The organism is Streptomyces celluloflavus, from assembly GCA_000720995.1.
Classification (GTDB): Bacteria; Actinomycetota; Actinomycetes; order Streptomycetales; family Streptomycetaceae; genus Streptomyces; species Streptomyces celluloflavus.
Genome location: JOEL01000054.1, coordinates 23,380 through 45,260 on the forward strand (window position 1 = coordinate 23,380; position 21,881 = coordinate 45,260).

20 protein-coding genes are annotated in these 21,881 nt (G+C 71.4%); 7 read left to right on the top strand and 13 right to left on the bottom strand.

The annotated features are described in order from the left end of the window. The first annotated feature begins 113 nt into the window (after nucleotides 1-113). From IH09_RS31005 to cseC, 5 genes are all read left to right on the top strand, one after another. Nucleotides 114-1,073: an HhH-GPD family protein gene (locus IH09_RS31005; RefSeq protein WP_052860858.1), complete on the top strand. Its 960-nt coding sequence runs from the start codon at nucleotides 114-116 to the stop codon at nucleotides 1,071-1,073. Nucleotides 1,074-1,485: 412 nt separating this feature from the next. Then, on the top strand, nucleotides 1,486-2,037 hold the full coding sequence (locus tag IH09_RS31010) for a SigE family RNA polymerase sigma factor (RefSeq protein WP_052860859.1): 552 nt from the start codon (nucleotides 1,486-1,488) through the stop codon (nucleotides 2,035-2,037). A 151-nt stretch (nucleotides 2,038-2,188) separates the two neighbouring features. After that, nucleotides 2,189-2,827 carry a hypothetical protein gene (locus tag IH09_RS31015; protein WP_094793881.1) on the top strand — a complete coding sequence of 213 codons (639 nt, stop codon included), beginning with the start codon at nucleotides 2,189-2,191 and terminating at the stop codon, nucleotides 2,825-2,827. An 8-nt stretch (nucleotides 2,828-2,835) separates the two neighbouring features. After that, nucleotides 2,836-3,546 carry a two-component system response regulator CseB gene (cseB, locus tag IH09_RS31020; protein ID WP_052860861.1) on the top strand — a complete coding sequence of 237 codons (711 nt, stop codon included), beginning with the start codon at nucleotides 2,836-2,838 and terminating at the stop codon, nucleotides 3,544-3,546. Between the two features lie 8 nt (nucleotides 3,547-3,554). Next, nucleotides 3,555-4,856: a two-component system sensor histidine kinase CseC gene (cseC, locus tag IH09_RS31025; protein ID WP_052860862.1), complete on the top strand. Its 1,302-nt coding sequence runs from the start codon at nucleotides 3,555-3,557 to the stop codon at nucleotides 4,854-4,856. Between the two features lie 237 nt (nucleotides 4,857-5,093). Here the strand turns inward: cseC and IH09_RS31030 are convergent, their stop codons facing one another. Further along, nucleotides 5,094-6,623: an MDR family MFS transporter gene (locus IH09_RS31030; protein WP_052860863.1), complete on the bottom strand. Its 1,530-nt coding sequence runs from the start codon at nucleotides 6,621-6,623 to the stop codon at nucleotides 5,094-5,096. Nucleotides 6,624-6,834: 211 nt separating this feature from the next. On the opposite strand from IH09_RS31030, the gene IH09_RS31035 reads away from it, so the two are divergent. Next, on the top strand, nucleotides 6,835-7,449 hold the full coding sequence (locus IH09_RS31035; RefSeq protein ID WP_052860864.1) for a TetR/AcrR family transcriptional regulator: 615 nt from the start codon (nucleotides 6,835-6,837) through the stop codon (nucleotides 7,447-7,449). Here the strand turns inward: IH09_RS31035 and IH09_RS31040 are convergent. Continuing rightward, nucleotides 7,431-8,078 (bottom strand): M23 family metallopeptidase, encoded by a 648-nt coding sequence (locus IH09_RS31040; RefSeq protein ID WP_052860865.1) that lies wholly within the window; start codon nucleotides 8,076-8,078, stop codon nucleotides 7,431-7,433. The two genes, IH09_RS31035 and IH09_RS31040, sit on opposite strands and share 19 nt — an antisense overlap. 987 nt (nucleotides 8,079-9,065) lie before the next feature. Continuing rightward, nucleotides 9,066-11,591 (bottom strand): ATP-dependent Clp protease ATP-binding subunit, encoded by a 2,526-nt coding sequence (locus IH09_RS31045; protein ID WP_052860866.1) that lies wholly within the window; start codon nucleotides 11,589-11,591, stop codon nucleotides 9,066-9,068. 564 nt (nucleotides 11,592-12,155) lie between these two features. On the opposite strand from IH09_RS31045, the gene IH09_RS40340 reads away from it, so the two are divergent. After that, nucleotides 12,156-12,845, top strand: coding sequence for an SCO3374 family protein (locus tag IH09_RS40340; RefSeq protein ID WP_446750513.1), 690 nt, complete (start codon nucleotides 12,156-12,158; stop codon nucleotides 12,843-12,845). Here IH09_RS40340 and IH09_RS31050 read toward each other — a convergent pair. The 10 genes from IH09_RS31050 to IH09_RS31095 form a co-directional block, all read right to left on the bottom strand. Beyond that, nucleotides 12,776-13,111, bottom strand: a complete 336-nt coding sequence (locus tag IH09_RS31050) for a histone-like nucleoid-structuring protein Lsr2 (RefSeq protein ID WP_052860867.1) — start codon at nucleotides 13,109-13,111, stop codon at nucleotides 12,776-12,778. The two genes, IH09_RS40340 and IH09_RS31050, sit on opposite strands and share 70 nt — an antisense overlap. Nucleotides 13,112-13,268: 157 nt before the next feature. Further along, the gene (locus IH09_RS31055) at nucleotides 13,269-13,787 is read right to left on the bottom strand and encodes an amino-acid N-acetyltransferase (RefSeq protein WP_052860868.1); all 519 of its coding nucleotides are present in this window, start codon (nucleotides 13,785-13,787) and stop codon (nucleotides 13,269-13,271) included. A gap of 9 nt (nucleotides 13,788-13,796) precedes the next feature. Continuing rightward, a complete protein-coding gene (locus IH09_RS31060) occupies nucleotides 13,797-14,339 on the bottom strand; it encodes a BlaI/MecI/CopY family transcriptional regulator (RefSeq protein WP_052860869.1) in 543 nt (180 codons plus the stop codon). 172 nt (nucleotides 14,340-14,511) lie between these two features. Next, a complete protein-coding gene (locus IH09_RS31065) occupies nucleotides 14,512-14,691 on the bottom strand; it encodes a hypothetical protein (protein ID WP_052860870.1) in 180 nt (59 codons plus the stop codon). 47 nt (nucleotides 14,692-14,738) lie between these two features. Further along, nucleotides 14,739-15,377 (bottom strand): hypothetical protein, encoded by a 639-nt coding sequence (locus IH09_RS31070; RefSeq protein WP_240150574.1) that lies wholly within the window; start codon nucleotides 15,375-15,377, stop codon nucleotides 14,739-14,741. A 125-nt stretch (nucleotides 15,378-15,502) separates the two neighbouring features. Then, complete coding sequence (locus tag IH09_RS31075; protein ID WP_052860872.1) at nucleotides 15,503-16,300, bottom strand: type III pantothenate kinase; 798 nt, start codon at nucleotides 16,298-16,300, stop codon at nucleotides 15,503-15,505. A gap of 5 nt (nucleotides 16,301-16,305) precedes the next feature. Next, nucleotides 16,306-17,370, bottom strand: coding sequence for a carboxylating nicotinate-nucleotide diphosphorylase (nadC, locus tag IH09_RS31080; RefSeq protein ID WP_052860873.1), 1,065 nt, complete (start codon nucleotides 17,368-17,370; stop codon nucleotides 16,306-16,308). Next, on the bottom strand, nucleotides 17,367-19,337 hold the full coding sequence (locus IH09_RS31085; protein WP_110952691.1) for an L-aspartate oxidase: 1,971 nt from the start codon (nucleotides 19,335-19,337) through the stop codon (nucleotides 17,367-17,369). Before IH09_RS31085 ends, nadC begins: the two co-directional genes overlap by 4 nt. Further along, nucleotides 19,334-20,554: a pantoate--beta-alanine ligase gene (gene panC, locus IH09_RS31090; protein ID WP_110952692.1), complete on the bottom strand. Its 1,221-nt coding sequence runs from the start codon at nucleotides 20,552-20,554 to the stop codon at nucleotides 19,334-19,336. The genes IH09_RS31085 and panC overlap by 4 nt, the downstream gene beginning before the upstream one ends. Continuing rightward, nucleotides 20,551-21,567, bottom strand: coding sequence for a DUF2520 domain-containing protein (locus IH09_RS31095; RefSeq protein WP_052860874.1), 1,017 nt, complete (start codon nucleotides 21,565-21,567; stop codon nucleotides 20,551-20,553). Before IH09_RS31095 ends, panC begins: the two co-directional genes overlap by 4 nt. Between the last annotated feature and the right edge of the window lie 314 nt (nucleotides 21,568-21,881).

Here is a 21,881-nt window from a genome sequence, read left to right on the forward strand (position 1 = left end):
CCCGGTAGCGGCCACCCGTACGCACTCGGCCGTCCGGCATGCGGGTGGGCGTGCGCTGCCGCGGCCCGGTGCGTTTCCCGGGTGACCGTGCTCGTGTCAGGATCTGCGGTGCCATGACTTCGACGCCTGCCACCCCCACTGCCACGACCGCCGCCGCCGAGACCGTCTCCGCCGCCTTCCCGGCCGCGGAGTCCGCCGACGGGACCGGCCTGCACGGCCCCGTCACCGACTGGTTCGACGAGCACGCCCGCGATCTGCCCTGGCGCCGCCCCGAGGCGGGCGCCTGGGGCGTGATGGTCAGCGAGTTCATGCTCCAGCAGACGCCGGTCAGCAGAGTGCTGCCGGTGTACGAGCAGTGGCTGGCCCGCTGGCCGCGCCCCGCCGACCTGGCCACCGAGGCGCCGGGCGAGGCGGTCCGCGCCTGGGGCCGGCTCGGCTATCCGCGCCGCGCGCTGCGCCTGCACGCCGCCGCCTCCGCCATACAGGAGCGGCACGGCGGTGACGTACCGCGCGAGCACGCGCAGCTGCTGGCGCTGCCCGGCGTCGGCGAGTACACGGCGGCGGCCGTCGCCTCCTTCGCGTACGGGCAGCGGCACGCGGTGCTGGACACCAATGTGCGCCGGGTGTTCGCCCGCGCGGTGGCCGGCCGCCAGTACCCGCCGAACGCCACCACCGCCGCGGAGCGCAAGCTCGCCCGCGCCCTGCTGCCCGCGGACGAGGACCTCGCGGCGCGCTGGGCGGCGGCCACGATGGAGCTGGGCGCGCTGGTCTGCACGGCGCGCGGCCCGGAGTGCGTGCGCTGCCCGATCGCCGCGCAGTGCGCCTGGCGGCTGGCCGGTTCCCCGGCGCACGAGGGCCCGGCGCGGCGCACCCAGACGTACGCGGGTACCGACCGGCAGGTGCGCGGCAAGCTGCTGGCCGTACTGCGCGAGGCCGTCACGCCGGTGCCGCAGACCGTGCTGGACGCGGTGTGGCACGAGCCGGTGCAGCGGGCCCGCGCGCTGGACGGGCTGGTGGCGGACGGCCTGGTGGAACCGCTGGCGGGCGGCCGCTACCGGCTGCCCCTCACCTAGGGCGTCCACCCGGACGAGAGGGTGCGCGGCGGCCGCCGGAGCGGCCGCCGCGGGCGTTTGCGGGCCCGTCCGGTGGCGGCGGTGCCCCTCCGGTGACGACGGACGCGTCCCTGTCGTGTTTCGCGCCGGATGACCGGAAATCGCCTCTGTACGGCCTGATTCCGCCTGTACCAGGGGCAGTCGGCCTTCCGGCGGGGGCAGTCGTCCCCCAGGAGTATGAGCCGCCGCTACCTCTCGTCCATCCACGGGATGACCCCCGGCCCGCTGTTACACAACCGAGGGTTTTCCGTGCACTCCCTGTGGGGCCCACGCACATTGCGCCGCAACACCCCCTCCGTAGCGTCTTCCTCGTGCTGGAGATGACCACCGGCACGGTCAACGTGGGGAACGCAAGCGGATCGGAGGCGTCGGGATGGCGACCAGCGGCGGCAAGGTACTGGACTTCGAAGAGTACGTACGGACGCGGCAGGAGGCCCTGCTGCGCAGCGCGCGGCGCCTGGTGCCCGACCCGGTCGACGCCCAGGACCTGCTCCAGACGGCCCTGGTCCGCACCTACGGGCGCTGGGACGGCATCGCGGACAAGTCCCTGGCCGACGCCTACCTCCGCCGCGTCATGATCAACACGCGGACCGAGTGGTGGCGGGCGCGCAAGCTGGAGGAGGTGCCCACCGAGCAGCTCCCCGACGCCAGCGTCGACGACGGCACCGAGCAGCGCGCCGACCGCGCCCTGCTGATGGACATCCTCGGGGTGCTGGCGCCCAAGCAGCGCAGCGTCGTGGTCCTGCGGCACTGGGAGCAGATGAGCACGGAGGAGACCGCGGCGGCGCTGGGCATGTCCACGGGGACGGTCAAGAGCACCCTGCACCGCGCACTGGCCCGGCTCCGCCAGGAGCTGGAGAACCGTGACATCGACGCCCGGATCCTGGAGCGCGGTGAGCAGGAGCGGGAGCGGTGCGCGGCCTGACGGGCGGCGCGGGGCCCCGGGCGACCGCCGCGGCACGGCGCACAGCCGGACGCGCGACAATCGCCGCAGGAACGGCAGCGGGAGCGGTGGCTGTGCGAGCAGCGCGGTGAGCGGGAGCGGTTTGACCAGGTACAGGTTGACCAGGAACGGGTTGACCACAGGAGGCGCGGCCACCGCGGGGGTGGCCGCGCTGGGCCTTTTGCTGGCCGGCTGTCACACCGGGGGCGAGGGCGTCCGCGCCGAGGGGACGGCGAGCCACACCCCGGCGCCCCCCAAGGGCGCGCTGAGCGCCTCGCCCGCGCCGAAGCCGAGCGCCGCGTACCAGAAGGTCGACGCGGTGGCGCTGCTGAAGGGCGATGCGAAGGTCGGCGACGATGTGAAGAAGTCCCTCGCCAAACCGTGCGCCGCAGACGAGTACCCCCTCGACGTGACGTATGCCTCACTGACCGGCAGCAAGACCCCCGATGTCATCGTCAATGTCATGACCTGCGCGGACTCCGTCGGCATCGGCTCGTACGTCTACCGGAAGCGGAGCGGTGCGCACACCGGGTATGACAACGTGTTCACAAATGAACAGCCGACCGTCTACGCCGGGGTCAACAAGGGTGAGCTGGAGATTTCCAAGCAGACCTATGCCGCGGGGGACAAGGTGTGCTGTCCTTCCGGTGAGGACGTACTGACCTACCGTTGGGCGGACGGTCACTTCACCGAGTACGACCGCTATCACACCGACTACAGCAAGACCGACGCCGACGAACCCCAGCCGGCGGACACGGGATCGGAGGGTTAGACAGCCGCATGGCCGATACCCATGTGCTTTTCGTCGAGGACGACGACGTCATCCGCGAGGCCACCCAGCTCGCCCTGGAGCGGGACGGCTTCGTGGTCACCGCAATGCCCGACGGTCTCGCGGGCCTGGAGGCGTTCCGCGCCGACCGCCCCGACATCGCGCTGCTGGACGTGATGGTGCCGGGGCTCGACGGCGTCAGTCTGTGCCGCCGGATCCGCGATGAGTCCACCGTCCCCGTGATCATGCTGTCGGCCCGCGCCGACTCCATCGATGTGGTGCTCGGCCTGGAGGCCGGCGCCGACGACTACGTCACCAAACCGTTCGACGGTGCGGTGCTGGTCGCCCGGATCCGCGCCGTGCTGCGCCGCTTCGGCCACGCCAGCGGCCCGGACGGGGCGGGCGGCGGCGCGGCGGACGCGGACGTACCGGCCGAGGCCGTACTGCGCTTCGGTGATCTGGAGGTGGACACCGAGGGCATGGAGGTCCGCAAGGGCGGCGTGAACGTCGCGCTGACGCCGACCGAGATGCGCCTGCTGCTGGAGTTCTCCAATGCGCCGGGTACGGTCCTCTCGCGCGACCGGCTGCTGGAGCGGGTGTGGGACTACGGCTGGGGCGGGGACACCCGGGTCGTGGACGTCCATGTCCAGCGGCTGCGCGGCAAGATCGGCCAGGACCGGATCGAGACGGTCCGGGGCTTCGGATACAAGCTGAGAGGCTGACACCTGCGGTGGTCAGGCTGGCCCTGCGGACGGGCCTGAGATGGAAGCTCAGTGCCGCGATCGCGCTCGTCGGAGCGCTGGTCGCCGTCGCACTGAGCCTTGTCGTGCACAACGCCGCCCGCGGTTCGATGCTCGACAACAGCCGGGATGTGCAGATCGAGCGGCTCAACTTCACGCAGAAGATCTTCGAGTCCACCGGCCGGCTCCAGTTCGGCGCCAAGATCGACGACCCGGCGCTGCCGAAGGCGCTGCGCGCGGCGGTCGCCAAGAACAAGCGCGCGACCTTCCTCCAGGACACCGGGCAGACCGCCCCCGAGGTATGGGCCGCCGCCCCGGCCGGCAGCGGCCGGGTGCTCTCCCTCCACGACCGGTTCCCCGACCGGTTCGCCGTCCTGGACGATCTGGACCAGGCGCTGCTGATCGGCTCCACCGCGGTCGTGGTCGGCGGCTGCGCGCTGGGCGTCCTGGTCGGCGGCCGGCTCTCCAAGCGGCTGCGCAAGGCCGCGGCCGCCGCGGGCCGGCTCGCCGACGGCGACACCTCCGTCCGTATCCGTGACGAGGTCGGCGGCCGGGTCAGGGACGAGACCGACGATCTGGCCTGGGCGGTGGACGCCATGTCGGACGCCCTCCAGCAGCGCATCGAGGCGGAGCGCCGGGTCACCGCCGATATCGCGCACGAGCTGCGCACCCCGGTCACCGGTCTGCTGACCGCCGCCGAGCTGCTGCCGCCCGGCCGCCCCTCCGAGCTGGTCCGCGACCGCGCGCAGGCGATGCGCACGCTCGTCGAGGACGTCCTCGAAGTGGCCCGCCTCGACGGCTACGCGGAACGCGCCGAACTCCAGGACGTCGCGCTCGGCGAATTCGTCACCCGCCGGGTACGGGCCCTCAACCCCGACATCAGCATCGACGTCGTACGGGACGCGGAGGTCACCACCGACCCGCGGCGGCTGGAGCGCATCCTCGGCAATCTCATCGCCAACGCCGCCCGGCACGGCAAACCGCCCATCGAGGTCACCGTCGAGGGCCGGGTGCTGCGGGTCCGCGACCACGGCACGGGCTTTCCCGAGGCGCTGCTGCGCGAGGGCCCCAGCCGCTTCCGCACCGGCAGCAGCGACCGGGCGGGCCGCGGCCACGGCCTGGGCCTGACCATCGCGGCGGGGCAGGCCCGGGTGCTGGGCGCGCGGCTGACGTTCCGCAACGCCGAGGAGCTCACCGACGGTTCGACCGGCGCCGTCTCCGTCCTGTGGCTGCCGGAGAACGCGCCCACGGACACCGGCAGCTTCCCGGTCATCCACCTTCCCGACCGCTGACCGCTGACCGCTGACCCCTGATCGCTGGCTGCCAGCTGCCGGCTGCCGGCTGCCGGCTGCCGGCTGCCGGCTGCTGATCTTTGCCGTCGGCGGCGGGAGCGGCCGTGACCCGCGGTCCGGCCGGGGCCGGACCGCCGCTCGCCGGGCCGCCATCCGGCAGCGGTGGTTTTCCCCGAACGCGGAGCGGGCCCCCGGCACATGCGCCGGGGGCCCGCTCAGGCCGGGTGACGGACCAGGTCAGATGACCTCGGCCACCGCCGGGCGGTCCGCCGGGGCGTCCCCGCCCTCAGTCTTGCCACTCGTTGCGGAGGGGCCGCCGCGCAGCGGGACCTCCTTGAGGAACCAGGCCGCGGCGAAACCGATGACGCTGATCACCGCGCCCCACAGGAAGACATTGTGGGTGCCGGTGGCCACCGCGTGCAGATAGGCGTCCTTGATCATCGGCGGGAGCTTGGCCAGGCCCTTGGGGTCCAGCTGGGCGGTGCCGGAGGGCAGCGCCCCGCCGGCCTTGCCGAGCCGCTCGGCCATCGTGCTCTGCACCCGGTTGGTGAAGACCGCGCCGAGGATCGCGACGCCGAAGGAGCCGCCGATCGTCCGGAAGAGGGTGGCGGAGGACGAGCCGACGCCCATGTCCTTCATCTCGACGCTGTTCTGCGCGATCAGCATCGTGGTCTGCATCAGGAAGCCCATACCGGCGCCGAGCACCGCCATGAAGGCACCCGAGGTGAAGCGGGTGGTGTCGGTGTCCATCAGGGACAGCAGCGCCAGCCCGACCGTGATCAGTGCGCCGCCGACCACGACGAAGATCTTGTACTTGCCGGTCGTGGTCGTGACCCGGCCCGCGAACAGCGAGACCACCATCATGCCCAGCAGCATCGGCAGCAGCAGCAGCCCGGAGTTGGTGGCCGAGGCGCCCTGCACGGTCTGCTGGAACAGCGGCAGGAACGTCATCGACCCGAACATCACGAAGCCGACCAGGAAGCCGATGAGCGTGACGAGCGCGAAGTTGCCGTTGCGGAAGATGTGCAGCGGCAGGATCGGCTCCTTGACCTTCCGCTCCACCAGGACGAAGGCGGCCAGCGAGACGACGCCGAGGATGCCGAGCCCGATGATCTGGCCCGAGCCCCAGTCGTACTCCGTACCGCCCCAGGTGGTGATCAGTACGAGCGAGACGATGCCGATGGTGAGCAGCGCGGCGCCGACGTAGTCGATCCGGGCCTGGGAACGCTTCTTCGGCAGATGCAGCACCGCGGTCACCATGACCAGGGCTATCGCGCCGAGCGGCAGGTTGATGTAGAAGCTCCAGCGCCAGCCGAGGTGGTCGGTGATGGCACCGCCGACCAGCGGTCCGCCGATCATCGCGACGGCCATCACACCGGCCATCATGCCCTGGTACTTGCCGCGCTCCCGCGGCGGAATCAGATCGCCGATGATCGCCATGACGCCGACCATCAGACCGCCCGCGCCCAGACCCTGGACCGCGCGGAAGCCGATCAGCTGTCCCATGTCCTGGGCCATACCGGACAGCGCGGAGCCGATCAGGAAGAGGACGATGGATGCCAGGAAGACACCCTTGCGTCCATACATGTCGCCGAGCTTGCCCCAGATCGGGGTCGAGGCCGCGGTGGCGAGTGTGTACGCCGTCACGACCCAGGACAGATGCTCCAGCCCACCCAGCTCACCGACGATGGTCGGCATCGCGGTGCCGACGATCATGTTGTCCAGCATCGCGAGCAGCATCGCGATCATCAGCGCGAAGAGCACCATTCGCACACTGGCCGGCTGCCTGCCCCCGGCCTTCGCCGGTTTTTCTGTTGTTTCCCCCGTTGGGGTCGCTGTCTGCGACATCCCCGTCCTCCACTTACTTGCCGCCCGGCTAGTTTCAGTACAGTGTTGAAGGTAAAGCGCTACTTGCCGGTCGTCAAGTAAGTTAATCGGGGCGGCCCGGGGGCCTGATCGACAACGCAGGAGAAGCACCATGAGCACACCGCAGGCGCGCAGAGGGAACACGCGGCAGCGCATCCAGGACGTCGCTCTGGAGCTCTTCGCGGAACACGGCTACGAGAAGACCTCGCTCCGCGAGATCGCCGAGCGGCTCGATGTGACCAAGGCCGCGCTCTACTACCACTTCAAGACCAAGGAAGACATCGTCATCAGCCTGTTCCAGGACCTGGTCAGGCCGATCGACGAGCTGATCACCTGGGCCCAGGAACAGCCGCGCACGCTGGAGACCAAGCGCGAGGTGATGCGCCGCTACAGCGAGTCGCTGCACGGTTGCGCCCCGCTCTTCCGCTTCATGCAGGAGAACCAGGCCACCGTACGCGATCTCAGCATCGGCGAGACCTTCAAGCGGCGGATGTACGACCTCTTCGAACTGCTCAACGAGCCCGATGCGGAGCTGCGCGATCAGGTGCGCTGCATCACGGCGCTGTTCTCGATGCACGCGGGCATGTTCATCCTCCAGAAACTCCACGGCGACCCCGAGGACAAGCGCAAGGCTGTCCTGGAGGTCGCCACGGAACTGGTTACGGCGGCCAACCCGCCGAGCCGCCGGCCAGCCCGGCCGGACTCAGCTCAGACAGCGGCGCCGTGAGCCCGCAGGAATCCGGTCGGCTCGATGCCCGACCCGTAGTTGGGACCGGTGCGGACCTCGAAGTGCAGGTGCGGGCCGGTGGAGTTACCGGTGCTGCCGGAGAGGCCGATCTGCTGGCCGGCACCGACCTTCTCGCCAACCTTGACCTGTATCGACGACAGGTGCGCGTACTGGGTGTACACACCGTCGGAGTGCTTGATCACGATGGCGTTGCCGTACGCGGGGCCGTCGCCGCCACCGTTGGGGCCGGCCTTGACGACGGTGCCGGCGTGCGCGGCCTTGACCGGGGTGCCGGTCGGCACGACGAAGTCCTGACCACTGTGGTTGTGCGACCAGTGGGTGCCGGCCAGACCGAAGGTCGAGCCCAGCGTGTAGTTGTCGACCGGCTTGACCCAGGCGTCGGCCTTCTTCGCCACGTCCTGCTTGGCGGTGGCGGCCTTGGTCTGCGCGTCGGCCTGCGCCGTGAGGGTCGAGCCGACGGCCGACGTGATGTTCGTCAGGCCCGAGTCGGCCGCCACCGCGACACCGGCGCCCAGGGCGGCGGTGGCGCCGAGACCGGCGACGAGAATGGCGGCGCGGGTGCGCAGCGCGGACTTCTTCGGGCGACGGATCTTGGTGAACTTGGACATGCGGGTTTGACCTCCAGAAAGGAATGAGCCCCGGCTGCGGACCGGGATCGCCATTCCTTGGTAACCCGCCTTCGCCGCCCCGCCAAGACCCCTTTCTACTAACCCGCCCCGTATCGGACGCCGAGGGAATTAAAGCCCTTCCGGTACCCCGGCCGTACGGGATCAAACGCCCGGCAGAGATCGACCAGGCGTCGGACAGTCTCTCCTCACACCCGCTTCGACCTGCGCATTTCCCCCTGCGCACCGCCACCGGCCGACGCCCCGCCGCACCCCGTCCGCACTGCCCCCGCCGCAATGGCGCGCGTCCCCCACATCACCGCCGGGTATCCCCCCTATTTCCTCTAGTAGGGTCCGAATCGCCTGTGCGCCATGTCACCGCAGAATAAGATCCAATGCATTTCCGCGGGCCTTCCGCCCGTCCGTTTCGGGACCAAAGCCCTTTGTGGCGGGGGTCACTCAAAACCCGCCGGATAACGGAATTACCCGCTCTCCGGGTCCCTTCATCCGCACCGTCCGGCGGGGGCCCGGCGTACCGCCGTCGCCTGCCACCGACGGCCTCCGTCGGCCGGGATCAGCCGGGATCGGCCACAGTCACCAACGATCCGCCCCGCCTCACCGGTCCCGCCCCGAGCCGCTTGTCCCGCCCCTGGCCCGCTCCCCTGGCCTCACGCACCCGCCCCGCGTGCACGCACCGCCCTCGACGGCCTCCGGCCCCGTACCGCCCGCCCAGCCACCGAGCCCCGCACGCACCCGGCCGGCCCCCGTCAGCCGAGCCAGGCCGTCGACCGTGCGGCCCGCACCGCCCCCACCCACCCCCCACAGCCACACCGACCCGGCCCGTCGGCCGAGGGCCCCCGTACGCCCCACCTGCCCCGCACAGCGCACAGCAGCGCCCCACACACACAGAACCGCCCCGGAACCGTAGGAACGGTTCCGGGGCGGTACCCGTGTGCGGGGCGCGAGACGCGGGGTCCAGCGCCCTCGCGGTTACGCTTCCTTGCTCAGGTTCGGTCCTGCGCCACCGGCGGTGGACTCGACCGGCGGGGCGTCCGGCAGGGCCGACTTCTCCTCGCCGCGGAAGGTGAACTTGGCCTTCTCCCCCTCGCCCTCGACATCGACGACCACGATGTGGCCCGGCCGCAGCTCGCTGAAGAGAATCTTCTCCGAGAGTGCGTCCTCGATCTCGCGCTGGATCGTGCGGCGCAGCGGACGGGCGCCGAGCACCGGGTCGTACCCGCGCTTGGCCAGCAGCGACTTGGCCTCGCTGCTGAGCTCGATGCCCATATCGCGGTCCTTGAGCCGCTCGTCCACCTTGGCGATCATCAGGTCGACGATCTGGATGATGTCTTCCTCGGTGAGCTGGTGGAAGACCACGGTGTCATCGACACGGTTGAGGAACTCGGGGCGGAAGTGCTGCTTGAGCTCTTCGTTGACCTTGTTCTTCATCCGCTCGTAGCTGGACTTGACGTCGCCCTGGGCCGCGAAGCCGAGGTTGAAGCCCTTGGAGATGTCCCGGGTGCCGAGGTTGGTCGTCATGATGATGACGGTGTTCTTGAAGTCCACGACCCGGCCCTGGGAGTCGGTCAGCCGACCGTCCTCCAGGATCTGCAGCAGCGAGTTGAAGATGTCCGGGTGGGCCTTCTCGACCTCGTCGAAGAGCACGACGGAGAACGGCTTGCGGCGCACCTTCTCGGTGAGCTGGCCGCCCTCTTCGTAGCCGACGTAGCCGGGAGGCGAACCGAACAGCCGCGAGACCGTGTGCTTCTCGCTGAACTCCGACATGTCGAGGGAGATCAGCGCGTCCTCGTCGCCGAAGAGGAACTCCGCCAGCGTCTTGGACAGCTCGGTCTTACCGACACCGGACGGGCCGGCGAAGATGAACGAGCCACCGGGGCGCTTGGGGTCCTTCAGACCGGCACGGGTACGGCGGATGGCCTGGGAGAGCGCCTTGATGGCGTCCTTCTGGCCGATGACGCGCTTGTGCAGCTCGTCTTCCATCCGCAGCAGCCGCGAGGACTCCTCCTCGGTGAGCTTGAAGACCGGGATGCCGGTGGCGGTCGCCAGGACCTCGGCGATCAGGTCCTCGTCCACCTCGGCGACGACGTCCATGTCGCCGGCCTTCCACTCCTTCTCCCGCTTCGTCTTCGCGGTCAGGAGCTGCTTCTCCTTGTCGCGCAGACCCGCGGCCATCTCGAAGTCCTGCGAGTCGATCGCGGACTCCTTCTCCCGGCGCACGTCGGCGATCTTCTCGTCGAACTCGCGGAGGTCCGGCGGCGCGGTCATCCGGCGGATGCGCATCCGGGAGCCGGCCTCGTCGATCAGGTCGATCGCCTTGTCCGGCAGGAAGCGGTCGGAGATGTAGCGGTCGGCGAGGGTGGCCGCCGCGACCAGGGCGGAATCCGTGATGGAGACGCGGTGGTGCGCCTCGTAGCGGTCCCGCAGGCCCTTGAGGATCTCGATGGTGTGCGGCAGCGACGGCTCCGCGACCTGGATCGGCTGGAAGCGGCGCTCCAGGGCCGCGTCCTTCTCCAGGTGCTTGCGGTACTCGTCGAGCGTGGTGGCACCGATGGTCTGGAGCTCGCCTCGCGCCAGCATGGGCTTGAGGATGCTCGCCGCGTCGATCGCGCCCTCGGCGGCGCCCGCACCCACCAGGGTGTGGAGCTCGTCGATGAACAGGATGATGTCGCCGCGGGTGCGGATCTCCTTGAGGACCTTCTTCAGGCGCTCCTCGAAGTCACCGCGGTAGCGGGAGCCGGCGACCAGGGCGCCGAGGTCGAGGGTGTAGAGGTGCTTGTCCTTGAGGGTCTCGGGCACCTCGCCCTTGACGATGGCCTGCGCCAGGCCCTCGACGACCGCCGTCTTGCCGACGCCGGGCTCGCCGATGAGGACCGGGTTGTTCTTGGTGCGGCGGGACAGCACCTGCATGACCCGCTCGATTTCCTTCTCGCGCCCGATGACCGGGTCGAGCTTGGTCTCCCGGGCGGCCTGGGTGAGATTGCGGCCGAACTGGTCCAGGACGAGCGAGGTCGAGGGCGTGCCCTCGGCCGGGCCGCCGGCGGTGGCCGCTTCCTTGCCCTGGTAGCCGGAGAGCAGCTGGATGACCTGCTGCCGCACCCGGTTGAGATCGGCGCCCAGCTTCACGAGGACCTGGGCGGCGACGCCCTCGCCCTCGCGGATCAGGCCGAGCAGGATGTGCTCGGTGCCGATGTAGTTGTGGCCGAGCTGAAGGGCCTCGCGGAGCGACAGCTCCAGCACCTTCTTGGCACGCGGGGTGAAGGGGATGTGCCCGGACGGAGCCTGCTGGCCCTGCCCGATGATCTCCTCCACCTGCTGGCGGACCGCCTCGAGCGAAATCCCGAGGCTCTCCAGGGCCTTAGCGGCGACACCCTCACCCTCATGGATCAGGCCCAGGAGGATGTGCTCGGTGCCGATGTAGTTGTGGTTGAGCATCCGGGCTTCTTCCTGAGCCAGGACGACAACCCGCCGCGCACGGTCGGTGAACCTCTCGAACATCGTTAATCGCTCCTCAGAGCGGTCGGGCAGTTAGGGGTCGGTCCCCTCCCTGTCCTTCCGCATGCTAGTCCCGCAGGACGGGACAGCTCATTCCGACTGCCGACATCCGTCCGGATCACCCCCCGCGACGGAGGGGAAATCTGCTGCCGAACAGCCGACATCTGCTCCAACCCGATGGTGCGAGACGATGTTCCCGCAGGCCAGGCATATACGCCGACCACCACTACGCCCGTGGCGAACGCGGGCCTCACCGGCCCCGCTCCCCCACCGCCGCGCCGTCGGCGCGGGCCGGGCGCATTGCGCGCCGTCACACCGTCTTTTCCCACTGGGAATGTCTTACCCGCTGCCACTGACACTCCATGCGGCGCGGCCCCCTGCCATCCGCTACGGGCGAACAGCCGCCCGCCACCGAATGCACCCCGCACCCCCTCCCGGAGACACCCCGCGTATCCGTACGGCAACCCAGCGTAACTTCCCGGGTTCACCGGAGTTTCACCGGGCATGCCCCGCGCGCTTCCGCGACCCCGCCCCCCTCTCGCCGCCGTGCGGTGGTACGAGGAGGAGATGGGCTGGCCGACCACCGGCGCGGAACCGGCGGAGCTGGTCACGGGCGTGTGCTTCGACGTCCTGGAGATGCCGGCGGACGCCGGAGGCGCTGTGCTGCGGCGACTGCCGCGCACCGGGCCGGTGGCGCTCCTCGGGCCCTCGTACGGCGCGCGGGGCCCGTACGGCCCGCACAGTCCCCGCGCGGGGGAGCGTGGCGGCGCGTGCGCCGGGGCCGGCCGGAGCGGGGATCGCCCGGTCGGCCGGCCGACCTTGCTGCTGCTGATCGCGGCCGGCGGTGCGGCCGAACTCCCCGGAATCCTGGAATGGCTGGAGTGGGGCGCTCTCGCACCGGATCTCACGGCGCGTGGCCCCGGCGGCCGGATGCCCGCGCCGTCGTTCACCGCCGCCGGGCCGTCGCCGGGCGGATTCGGCTCACGGGAGGCCGCCCGTTGGGTGCGGCCTCCCGTGTCTGTGCACGAGGTCCGGAATTCCCTGCCCACCACGGGGTTCGGGACAGGAATCAGGGACGGTGAAGGCGCCCCCGACCTCGTACGGCTGGTGAGCGCGGCGGCGTCCGAATGCCACCGGGCCCGGTTGTTGCGTGCCGGTAATGACCAATCGGATCGCCCGAACGGCGATCAGCCGTTGGCCTTCTCGAATGCCTCGCGAATGTCGGCGGGGACGCGGCCACGGTCATTGACGTTGTAGCCGTTCTCCTTCGCCCAGGCACGCACCTTCGCGGTGTCCTGGTTGCCGGCGGAAGCGGCACGCACCTTGCCACGGCCCGTGGCGGCACGGCCACCGGTACGGCGGCCCGCCTTCACGAAGTCGGCGAGCGAGTCACGCAGCTTGCCGGCGTTGGCGGTGGTGAGGTCGATCTCGTAGGACTTGCCATCGAGAGAGAACGTCACGGTCTCGTCGGCCTCGCCGCCGTCGAGGTCGTCGACAAGAAGAACCTGAACCTTCTGTGCCACCGGGTTTCCCTTTCATCGAATGTGGATTACGACGGAAAGCAAACCGCTTTTCCGGGGAAAACACAAACCCTTGGGTAGGCTTCAGTTGCCCACCGGCCAGTGAAGACCGGGTTCCACAGCCATGAGATAGGGGAGCGATTCGGACATAGAACACTGATCACAGGTGCAGAAGCATGCGACTGTTACCCAGGGTGTTGGGCTTCACTCGTTCGAGACCGAGGAACTCGGCAACGCCCTCGTCATAGGAACGCAGCAGCTCGCTGTACACATCACCGTCTACGGGAGTCTCACCGATCTCCACGAAGCCGTGCTTGGCGAAGAAGTCGACTTCGAAGGTGAGACAGAAAATGCGCCGCACTCCGAGCCAGCCCGCGGTGCGCAGCAGCTTGTCGAGGACCTGGTGTCCGACACCCGAGCCCTTCAGCTGCGGATCCACGGCCAGAGTGCGCACCTCCGCGAGGTCTTCCCACATGACGTGCAGCGCTCCGCAGCCGACGACCTCGGCGTCTTCGTCGCGCTCGGCGACCCAGAACTCCTGGATGTCCTCGTAAAGCGTGACGGTGGCTTTGTCGAGCAGGATGCCGTCACGGGAGTAGGAGTCGATGAGGCGGCGAACGGCCGGTACATCACCTGTCCTGGCACGGCGGACGGTGAGCCCTTTTGAATGCGGAGGCATGCGGGGACGCTATCGCCCCTTGTCGGCCGGGTTCGCCCCGGGTTCGCCCCCGGCCCCTTCCGCCGCTTCTCCCCCGCGCTCTTCCGCGGTCTCTTCCGCGGTCTCTTCCGGGATCTCTTCGCGAGTCCCTTCGCTAGTCCCTTCGCGAGTCCCTTCGGGGGGTGCCGGTTCTTCCGCCCGTCCGGCGCCTTCCGCGGGTGCGGCCGGTGCGGCGGGTTCCCGCGGCAGATCGCTCTGCACCATCCGTACGGCGTCCCACAGGGCCTGCCGTTGTTCCGGCGACATCATGCCGAAGAAGGCGACAAGAGCGGCCGCGGGGTTGTCACTGGCGGACCACGCTTCGTTCATCAGTGCGGCCGAGTAGGCGGCGCGAGTGGAGACCGCCTCATATCGATAGGCGCGGCCTTCTGCTTCGCGGCGCACCCAGCCCTTCTGATGAAGGTTGTCCAATACGGTCATGACCGTCGTGTAGGCGATCGACCGTTCCTTCTGGAGGTCTTCCAGGACTTCTCGAACGGTGACCGGGCGGTTCCACTCCCAGACCCGCGTCATGACCGCGTCTTCCAGATCACCCAAGGCTCTCGGCACACCAGAACAATAGTGGGAGATGTCGCGAATGCCGGTTGATCTCGTTGCGTTTGCACCGGAAAAAGGTGTACGGCCCGGGAGGAACAATCCCGGGCCGTACGGTGCGTGCGGGCCGCCGAATTCGACGGCGGGTGGATCAGGCGCCGTGCGCCTTGGGCTCCTGGTGGGCGGCGTCGGTCCGGCCGAGAACGGCGTCGACGGCGGCGTCCTCCTTGGACTTGTTCTGGCCGCCCTGGCTCTTCACTATCGTCACGATCAGCGCGATGAAGGCCACGGCCATCACTACCGGCGGAACGAGCGCTGCGACGTAATCCATGGCATGGACCTCCTTGACGGCCTGAGTTTTCCCAGAGTACGCAGCCGTCAGGCGGTGCGGCCCGCGGGGGGCTGTACCGGCTTGCGGCGCGGCGGGAAGACCTCGCCCGGCGTGGGGACGGGGCGGTCCGGCCGGGGGGACGGGGGCCGCGGCTGCTGCGGCGCGGGCCGCGGTTCAGGTTCCGGTTTCCGTTCCGGTTCCGGTTCCGGGCCGGCGGCCGTCCGGCCGCCGGGCAGGGCGCGCAGCCGGGCGCGTACGGAGTGCTCGGCCAGCCGCTCGCAGTGGCGCAGCAGGGCGGTGCGGCGGTCCCGCTCGGCCGGGGCGGTGCGGTGCGCGTTCAGCGTCCGCAGGGCGGCGAGATCGTCGGGGCCGGGGACGTAGCCGGCCGCCAGCGCTTCCCGGAGCCGGTCGAGGTAGCCGGCGGCCGAGCCGGGCAGGGTTTCGCGGTAGCGGGCGAGGTCGGCGAGGAGGAAGGCGCGCAGCCGGCCGCCTTCGCGGACCGCCTCGTCCACCGCCGCGGCCAGCCGGAGGTATTCCTGGATGTCCTCCGTCAGCTCCGCGCCGAGGGCGCCGAGCGAGGCGGAGAGGGACGTCGTCTGGAGGGCATGGGCGAGGGCGCGACGGAGCACACGCAACTCATCGGCGCTGAACGCCATGCCGCCGCGGGATCCGTATGGCATAGGCATGCGGTGACTTTACGACCGTTTCGGACAAAAGCCGCTTAACCGCTGTGCTGTGGCGCGGTCGTGACCGGCCCGCCCGTGGGGCGCCCCGACGGGTGCCCCACGGGCGGCGTTCAAGAACGGGCGGTTCAGGAACGAGCGACGTTCCGCTCGTAGACCAGCCGCAGGCCGATGAGGGTGAGCCAGGGCTCGTGCTCGTCGATCACCGAGGACTCGCCGAGCACCATCGGTGCCAGCCCGCCGGTGGCGATGACGGTCACCTCTTCCGGGTCCTCGGCCAGTTCCCGGGCCATCCGCTTCACCACGCCGTCGACCTGGCCGGCGAAACCGTAGAGGATGCCGGACTGCATCGCCTCGACGGTGTTCTTGCCGATGACGCTGCGCGGCCGGGCCAGTTCGATCTTGCGGAGCTGGGCGCCCTTGACGCCCAGGGCCTCCACCGAGATCTCGATGCCCGGCGCGATCACGCCGCCGACGTACTCGCCGCGCGCGCTGACCGCGTCGAAGGTGGTGGCCGTACCGAAGTCGACGACGACCGCGGGCCCGCCGTACAGCTCGACGGCCGCCAGCGCGTTGATGATCCGGTCGGCGCCGACCTCCTTCGGGTTGTCCATCAGGATCGGCACGCCCGTCTTGACGCCCGGCTCCACCAGGATGGCGGGGACGTCCCCGTAGTAGCGGCGGGTGACCTCGCGCAGTTCGTGCAGGACGGAGGGGACGGTGGAGCAGATGGAGATGCCCTCGATGCCGTCGCCCAGTTCGTCGCCGAGCAGCGGGTGCGTCCCCATCAGGCCCTGGAGGAGCACGGCGAGTTCGTCGGCGGTGCGGCGGGCGTCGGTGGAGATCCGCCAGTGCTCGACGATCTCCTCGCCGTCGAAGAGGCCGAGGACGGTGTGGGTGTTGCCCACGTCAATGGTCAGCAGCATGGCGGTCAGCGGTCCTCGCGCGGGTCGTCGTCCTCAAGGCTGCCGTCGCTCTCGCGCAGGTCGAGGCCGATGTCGAGGATCGGGGAGGAGTGCGTGAGCGCGCCCACGGCCAGGTAGTCGACGCCGGCCCCGGCGTACGCGCGGGCGGTGTCCAGGCTCAGCCGGCCGGACGACTCCAGCACCGCGCGCCCGGCGACCAGTTCGACGGCCTCCTTGGTCTGCTCCGGCGTGAAGTTGTCCAGCAGGATCAGGTCGGCGCCCTCGGCGAGGATCGGCGGGATCTGGTCGAGCCGGTCCACCTCCACCTCGATCGGCACACCGGGGAACTCGGACCGTACGGCGGTGAACGCCTCGGCGACACCGCCCGCCGCGATGACGTGGTTGTCCTTGATCAGCGCCGCGTCCGACAGCGACATGCGGTGGTTGACGCCGCCGCCGCAGCGCACCGCGAACTTCTCCAGGGCGCGCATGCCCGGGGTGGTCTTACGGGTGTCCCGGACCTTGGCCTCGGTCCCGTCGAGAACATCGGCCCAGGCGCGGGTGGCGGTGGCGATACCGGACAGCCGGCACAGCAGGTTGAGCGCGCTGCGCTCGGCGGTGAGCAGGTCGCGGGTGCGGGTGGTGACGCTCAGCAGCCGGGTGCCGGCCGCGACCCGGTCGCCGTCCTCGACGTGCCGCTCGACGGCGAACGCGTCGGTGCAGACGAGGGAGAGCACCGCCTCGGCGATTCGCAGCCCGGCGACCGTACCGGCCTCGCGGGCGGTGAAGTCGCCGGTGGCCACCGCGTCTTCGGGGACGGTCGCCACGGTGGTGACGTCCACGCCCTGGTCGAGGTCCTCCTCGATGGCGAGGTGCGCGATGTCCTCCACCTGGACGGGGTCGAGACCGGCGGCGGTCAGGAGCGCGGCCAGGTCGGGGTCCAGACCGCAGCTGAGCGGGTCGAGGCCGTACGCGTCGTCCTCGTCCCCACCGCCGCAGCCGCAGGCGTCGCCGCAGCCGCCGCCGGTGGGGGGCCCGGCCTGGAGCCCGCCGATCTGGAGGAGGGGGAGGTCGTCGGAGGTGCTGCTCACGGGGTGCGCTCCGTATCCGGGGAGGGGGTGGGGGTGGAGGTGGGGTTGTGCTCGTGGTGGTGTGTGGGGGCGGTGTGGTCCGGCCCGGTGATGGTGGCCGGGAAGGCGTCGGTCCCGGTCGTGCCGACGCGCAGCGTGCGGTCCGCGTCGAGGGTGATGCGGAAGTGGCGGCGCCAGGAGGCGTCGTCCCGGTCGGGGTGGTCCTCGCGCCAGTGGCAGCCGCGGGTCTCCTCGCGGCGCCGCGCCGCGGCGACCAGCACCCGGGCGACGCACAGGAGGTTGGTCGCCTCCCATGCCTCCACACCGGGCTCGGGGGTCTTGCCGTCGGGGGCGGCCTCGGTGGTACCGGTGTCGCCGGCGGTCCCGGTGTCGCTCACGGTCCCGGTGTCCGGTTCGGCGGGGGTCCCGGGCCCGGCCGCGTCGCGGTGGAGGCGGTCGAGTGCGGCGGCGGCCCGGTCGAGGCTTTCGGCGCTGCGCAGCACGCCGGCGCCGGCGGTCATGATCCGCTGCACGGCGCCACGGGTCTCGGGCGCGACGAGGCGCAGAGGGGTGGACGCCGGGGCGGGGACCGGGGCGGGGACCGGCGAGCTGCCGTGGCGCGTACCGGGGCCGTCCGCATCGCCGTCGTCCGTACCGCCGTCGTCGTCGCCGTACGCCGGGTTCGGGGCGCTCCCCGAGACGATGTCCGCGGCGATCCGTTCCGCGAAGACCAGGCCCTCCAGGAGGGAGTTGGAGGCGAGCCGGTTGGCGCCGTGGACACCGGTGCAGGCGACCTCGCCGCAGGCGTAGAGGCCCGGCACGGTCGTCCGCCCGTACAGGTCGGTGCGTACGCCGCCGGAGGCGTAGTGGGCGGCGGGGGCGACCGGGATGGGCTCGGTGACCGGGTCGATGCCGTGGTCGCGGCAGGCGGCGAGGATGGTCGGGAAGCGGTTGCGCCACATCTCGGCGCCGAAGTGGCGGGCGTCCAAGTACATGTGGTCGACGCCCTGTTCGTGCGCCCGGCGCATGATCGCCTTGGCGACGATGTCGCGCGGGGCGAGCTCGGCGAGCTCGTGCCGGCCGGCCATGAAGCGGACGCCGTCGGCGTCGACGAGATGGGCGCCCTCACCGCGTACCGCCTCGGAGATCAGCGGCTGCTGGCCCTCGGCGTCCGGCCCCAGGTAGAGGACGGTGGGGTGGAACTGGACGAATTCGAGGTCGGACACCTCGGCACCGGCGCGCAGCGCCAGGGCCACCCCGTCGCCGGTGGAGACGGCCGGGTTGGTGGTGGCGGAGAAGACCTGGCCCATCCCGCCGGTGGCCAGGATGACGGCCGGAGCGTGCACGGCCCCGACGCCGTCGTGCTGGCCCTCGCCCATGACGTGCAGGGTGACACCGGCGGTGCGGCCCGCGGCGTCGGTGAGCAGGTCGAGGACGAGCGCGTTCTCGACGGTGCGCAGCGCGGCGGTGCGGACGGCCTCGACGAGGGCGCGGGAGATCTCCGCCCCGGTGGCGTCGCCGCCGGCGTGCGCGATACGGCGGCGGTGGTGGCCGCCCTCGCGGGTGAGGGCTATCTCGTCGGTGCCGGGCGCGGTGTCGAAGCGCGCGCCGCTGCCGATCAGCCGGTGGACGGCGGCCGGCCCTTCGGTGACCAGGGTCCGTACGGCCGCCTCGTCGCACAGGCCGGCGCCGGCGACGAGGGTGTCGGTCAGATGCTGTTCGGGGGTGTCGTCCGTGCCGAGCGCCGCGGCGATACCGCCCTGGGCCCAGCGGGTGGAGCCGTCGTCGAGGCGGGCCTTGGTGACGACGACGGTCCGGCGGCCCGCGGCGGCGCAGCGCAGCGCGGCGGTCAGCCCGGCCACGCCGGATCCCACGACGACGACATCCGCGTCGATGGACCAGCCGGGGGCGGGGGCGGTCAGGCGTATGCCGGGGGTGGTGGCTCCGGTACCCGTGCAGGTGCCGGAGCCGGTGCCAGTGGCGGTCATCGGGTCGCTCCGAGGGGGCCTTGGGGGGCGGTGGGCGTGGTGGGGGCGGTGGTGTGGCCGGTATCCGTGCCTGTGCCCGTGACCGGATCCGTGTCCGTGTGCCGCTCCGTGTCGGCGTCTGCCGGGCTGTTGGGGGGCGTGGCGCCGAAGGTGAGGCGGATGTTGTCGATGAGACGGGTGGTGCCGACCTTGGCGGCGACGGCGAGGATCGCCTCCCCCTCGTACCCGTCCGGGATCTCGGTGAAGCCGGACGGGTCGACCAGCGCCAGATAGTCGAGGACGAGCGGCGGGTCGAGGAGGGCGGCGTCCGCGAGGACCGCGCGGGCCGCGGCGCGGGCGACGGCCGGACCGTGCGGCGGGCCGGCCGCGTACGCCACGGCGTGCGCATCGGCGGCGGCCCGGTCCTCGCCGAGGGCGGCGAGTGCCGCGGAACGGTGGTGTGCCCGGTGGCCGGTGGTGGTGGCGCGGGCGCGCAGCGCCTCTTCGGCCGCGAGCCGGTCGCGGGCCGCGAAGAGCGCCGCGGAGAGCGCGAGGGCGGTGTGCCGCTCCGGGCGGGAGAGGTAGCGGTTGCGGCTGGAGAGGGCGAGGCCGTCGTCCTCGCGGACGGTGGGGACGCCGACGATCTCGACGGGGAAGTTGAGGTCGGTGGCCATCCGTGTGATGACGGCGAGCTGCTGGGCGTCCTTCTGCCCGTAGAGCGCGATATCGGGTGCGCAGAGGTGCAGCAGCTTGGCGACGACGGTCAGGACGCCGTCGAAGTGCCCGGGGCGGCTGGCGCCTTCCAGGAGGGTGCCCATGGGGCCCGCGGAGATCCGGATCTGCGGTGCGCCGCCCGGGTAGACCTCGTCGGCGGACGGCGCGAAGACGGCGTCCGCGCCGGCCGCCGCGGCGAGTGCGACGTCCGCGTCCAGGGTGCGCGGGTAGCGGTCGAGATCCTCGCCCGCGCCGAACTGGAGCGGGTTGACGAAGACCGTCACCACGACCTGCCCCCGCGGCCCGACCCGGCCGCGGGCGGCGCGGATCAGCGTGGCGTGGCCCTCGTGCAGGGCGCCCATGGTCATGACGACGGCGCGCGGGCCGCTGCCGCGCGGGAGCGCGCGCAACTCGGCGGCGGTGTGGACGAGTTCCGTACGGGAGGTGGGGGTGGGGGTGGCGGTAGCGGTGGGCAGCGGGTCCGCGGCGGAATGCGGGTGGGGGGACGGGTGCGGGGTGGTCATCGGCGGCCTCCCGTGGGGCCGTCGCCGGAGGCGTCCGGGCCGTCCGGGTCCGGGCCGGGGACGGGGCCGTTCGGGTCGGGGGTGGCCGGGCCGCCGGGGGGCCGGCCGGGGGACGCCTCGGCGAGCACGCCGAGCAGGTCCTCGGCCAGCTCCGGCTTGAGGAGGCCGTGGGCCAGCGCCCGGTCCGCGGTCATCCGGGCCATCGCGAGATACCCGGCGACACTCTGCGGCGCATGCTGGCGCAGCTCGGCGACGTGGGCGGCGACGGTGCCCGCGTCGCCGCGCGCGACCGGGCCGGTCAGCGCGTCGTCGCCGGAGCGCAGCGCGTTGTCCAGGGCCGCGCCGAGCAGCGGGCCGAGCATCCGGCCGGGGGCCTCGACCCCGGCCGTGCGCAGCAGTTCCATCGACTGGGCGACGAGCGTGACCAGGTGGTTCGCCCCGATGGCGAGGGCCGCGTGGTAGAGCGGACGGGCGGATTCGGCGATCCACACGGGCTCGCCGCCCATCTCGATGACCAGCGCCTCGGCGGCCATCCGCAGTTCGTCGGGCGCGGTCACCCCGAACGAGCAGCCGACCAGCCGCTGGACGTCCACGGAGGTGCCGGTGAAGGTCATGGCGGGGTGCAGGGCGAGCGGCAGGGCGCCGGCCCGGGTCGCCGGGTCCAGTACGGACGTTCCATAGCGCCCGGAGGTGTGCACGAGCAGTTGTCCCGGGCGGACGGCGCCGGTCTCCGCGAGGCCGCTGACCAGGTCGGCGAGGGCGTCGTCGGGGACGGTCAGCAGGACGAGGTCGGCGCGCGCGAGGACCTCGGCGGCGGGCACCAGGGGCACCTCGGGCAGCAGCTCCGCGGCGCGTCGCACGGAGGCGTCGGAGACTCCGGACACGGCCACCGGGCGGTGTCCGGCGAGGTGCAGTGACGCGGCGAGGGCGGGCCCGACGCGACCCGCGCCGACGACTCCGACGGTGAGCCGGGCGGGGCGGTCCTGGGCCTCGGTGGGTGGGATTGCATTCACGCGGCGATGGCCTTCCGTTCCAGTCCGCGGGGGGTACCGGACGATTCATCGCCATGCTACGCGAGTGTTTCCGGCGGGCTTCAGGGCTGCGCGAGGGTGAGACGAGGGACTCATCGACGCGTTGTCCACAGAAGTTTTCCACAGGGGTCGCGGGCCGTGCGGGGGTGCGTCATGATCCAAGCGACGGCGCGAACGGCGGGTGTACGGAAGGGCAGGTGGGGGCCGTGGACGAGGGCGGGCTGGACCGGGAGCGGGGTCTGAACGGGCGGCCGGGATCGGGTGGGTCGGATGATCGGGGCGGGGCGGTAGGGACC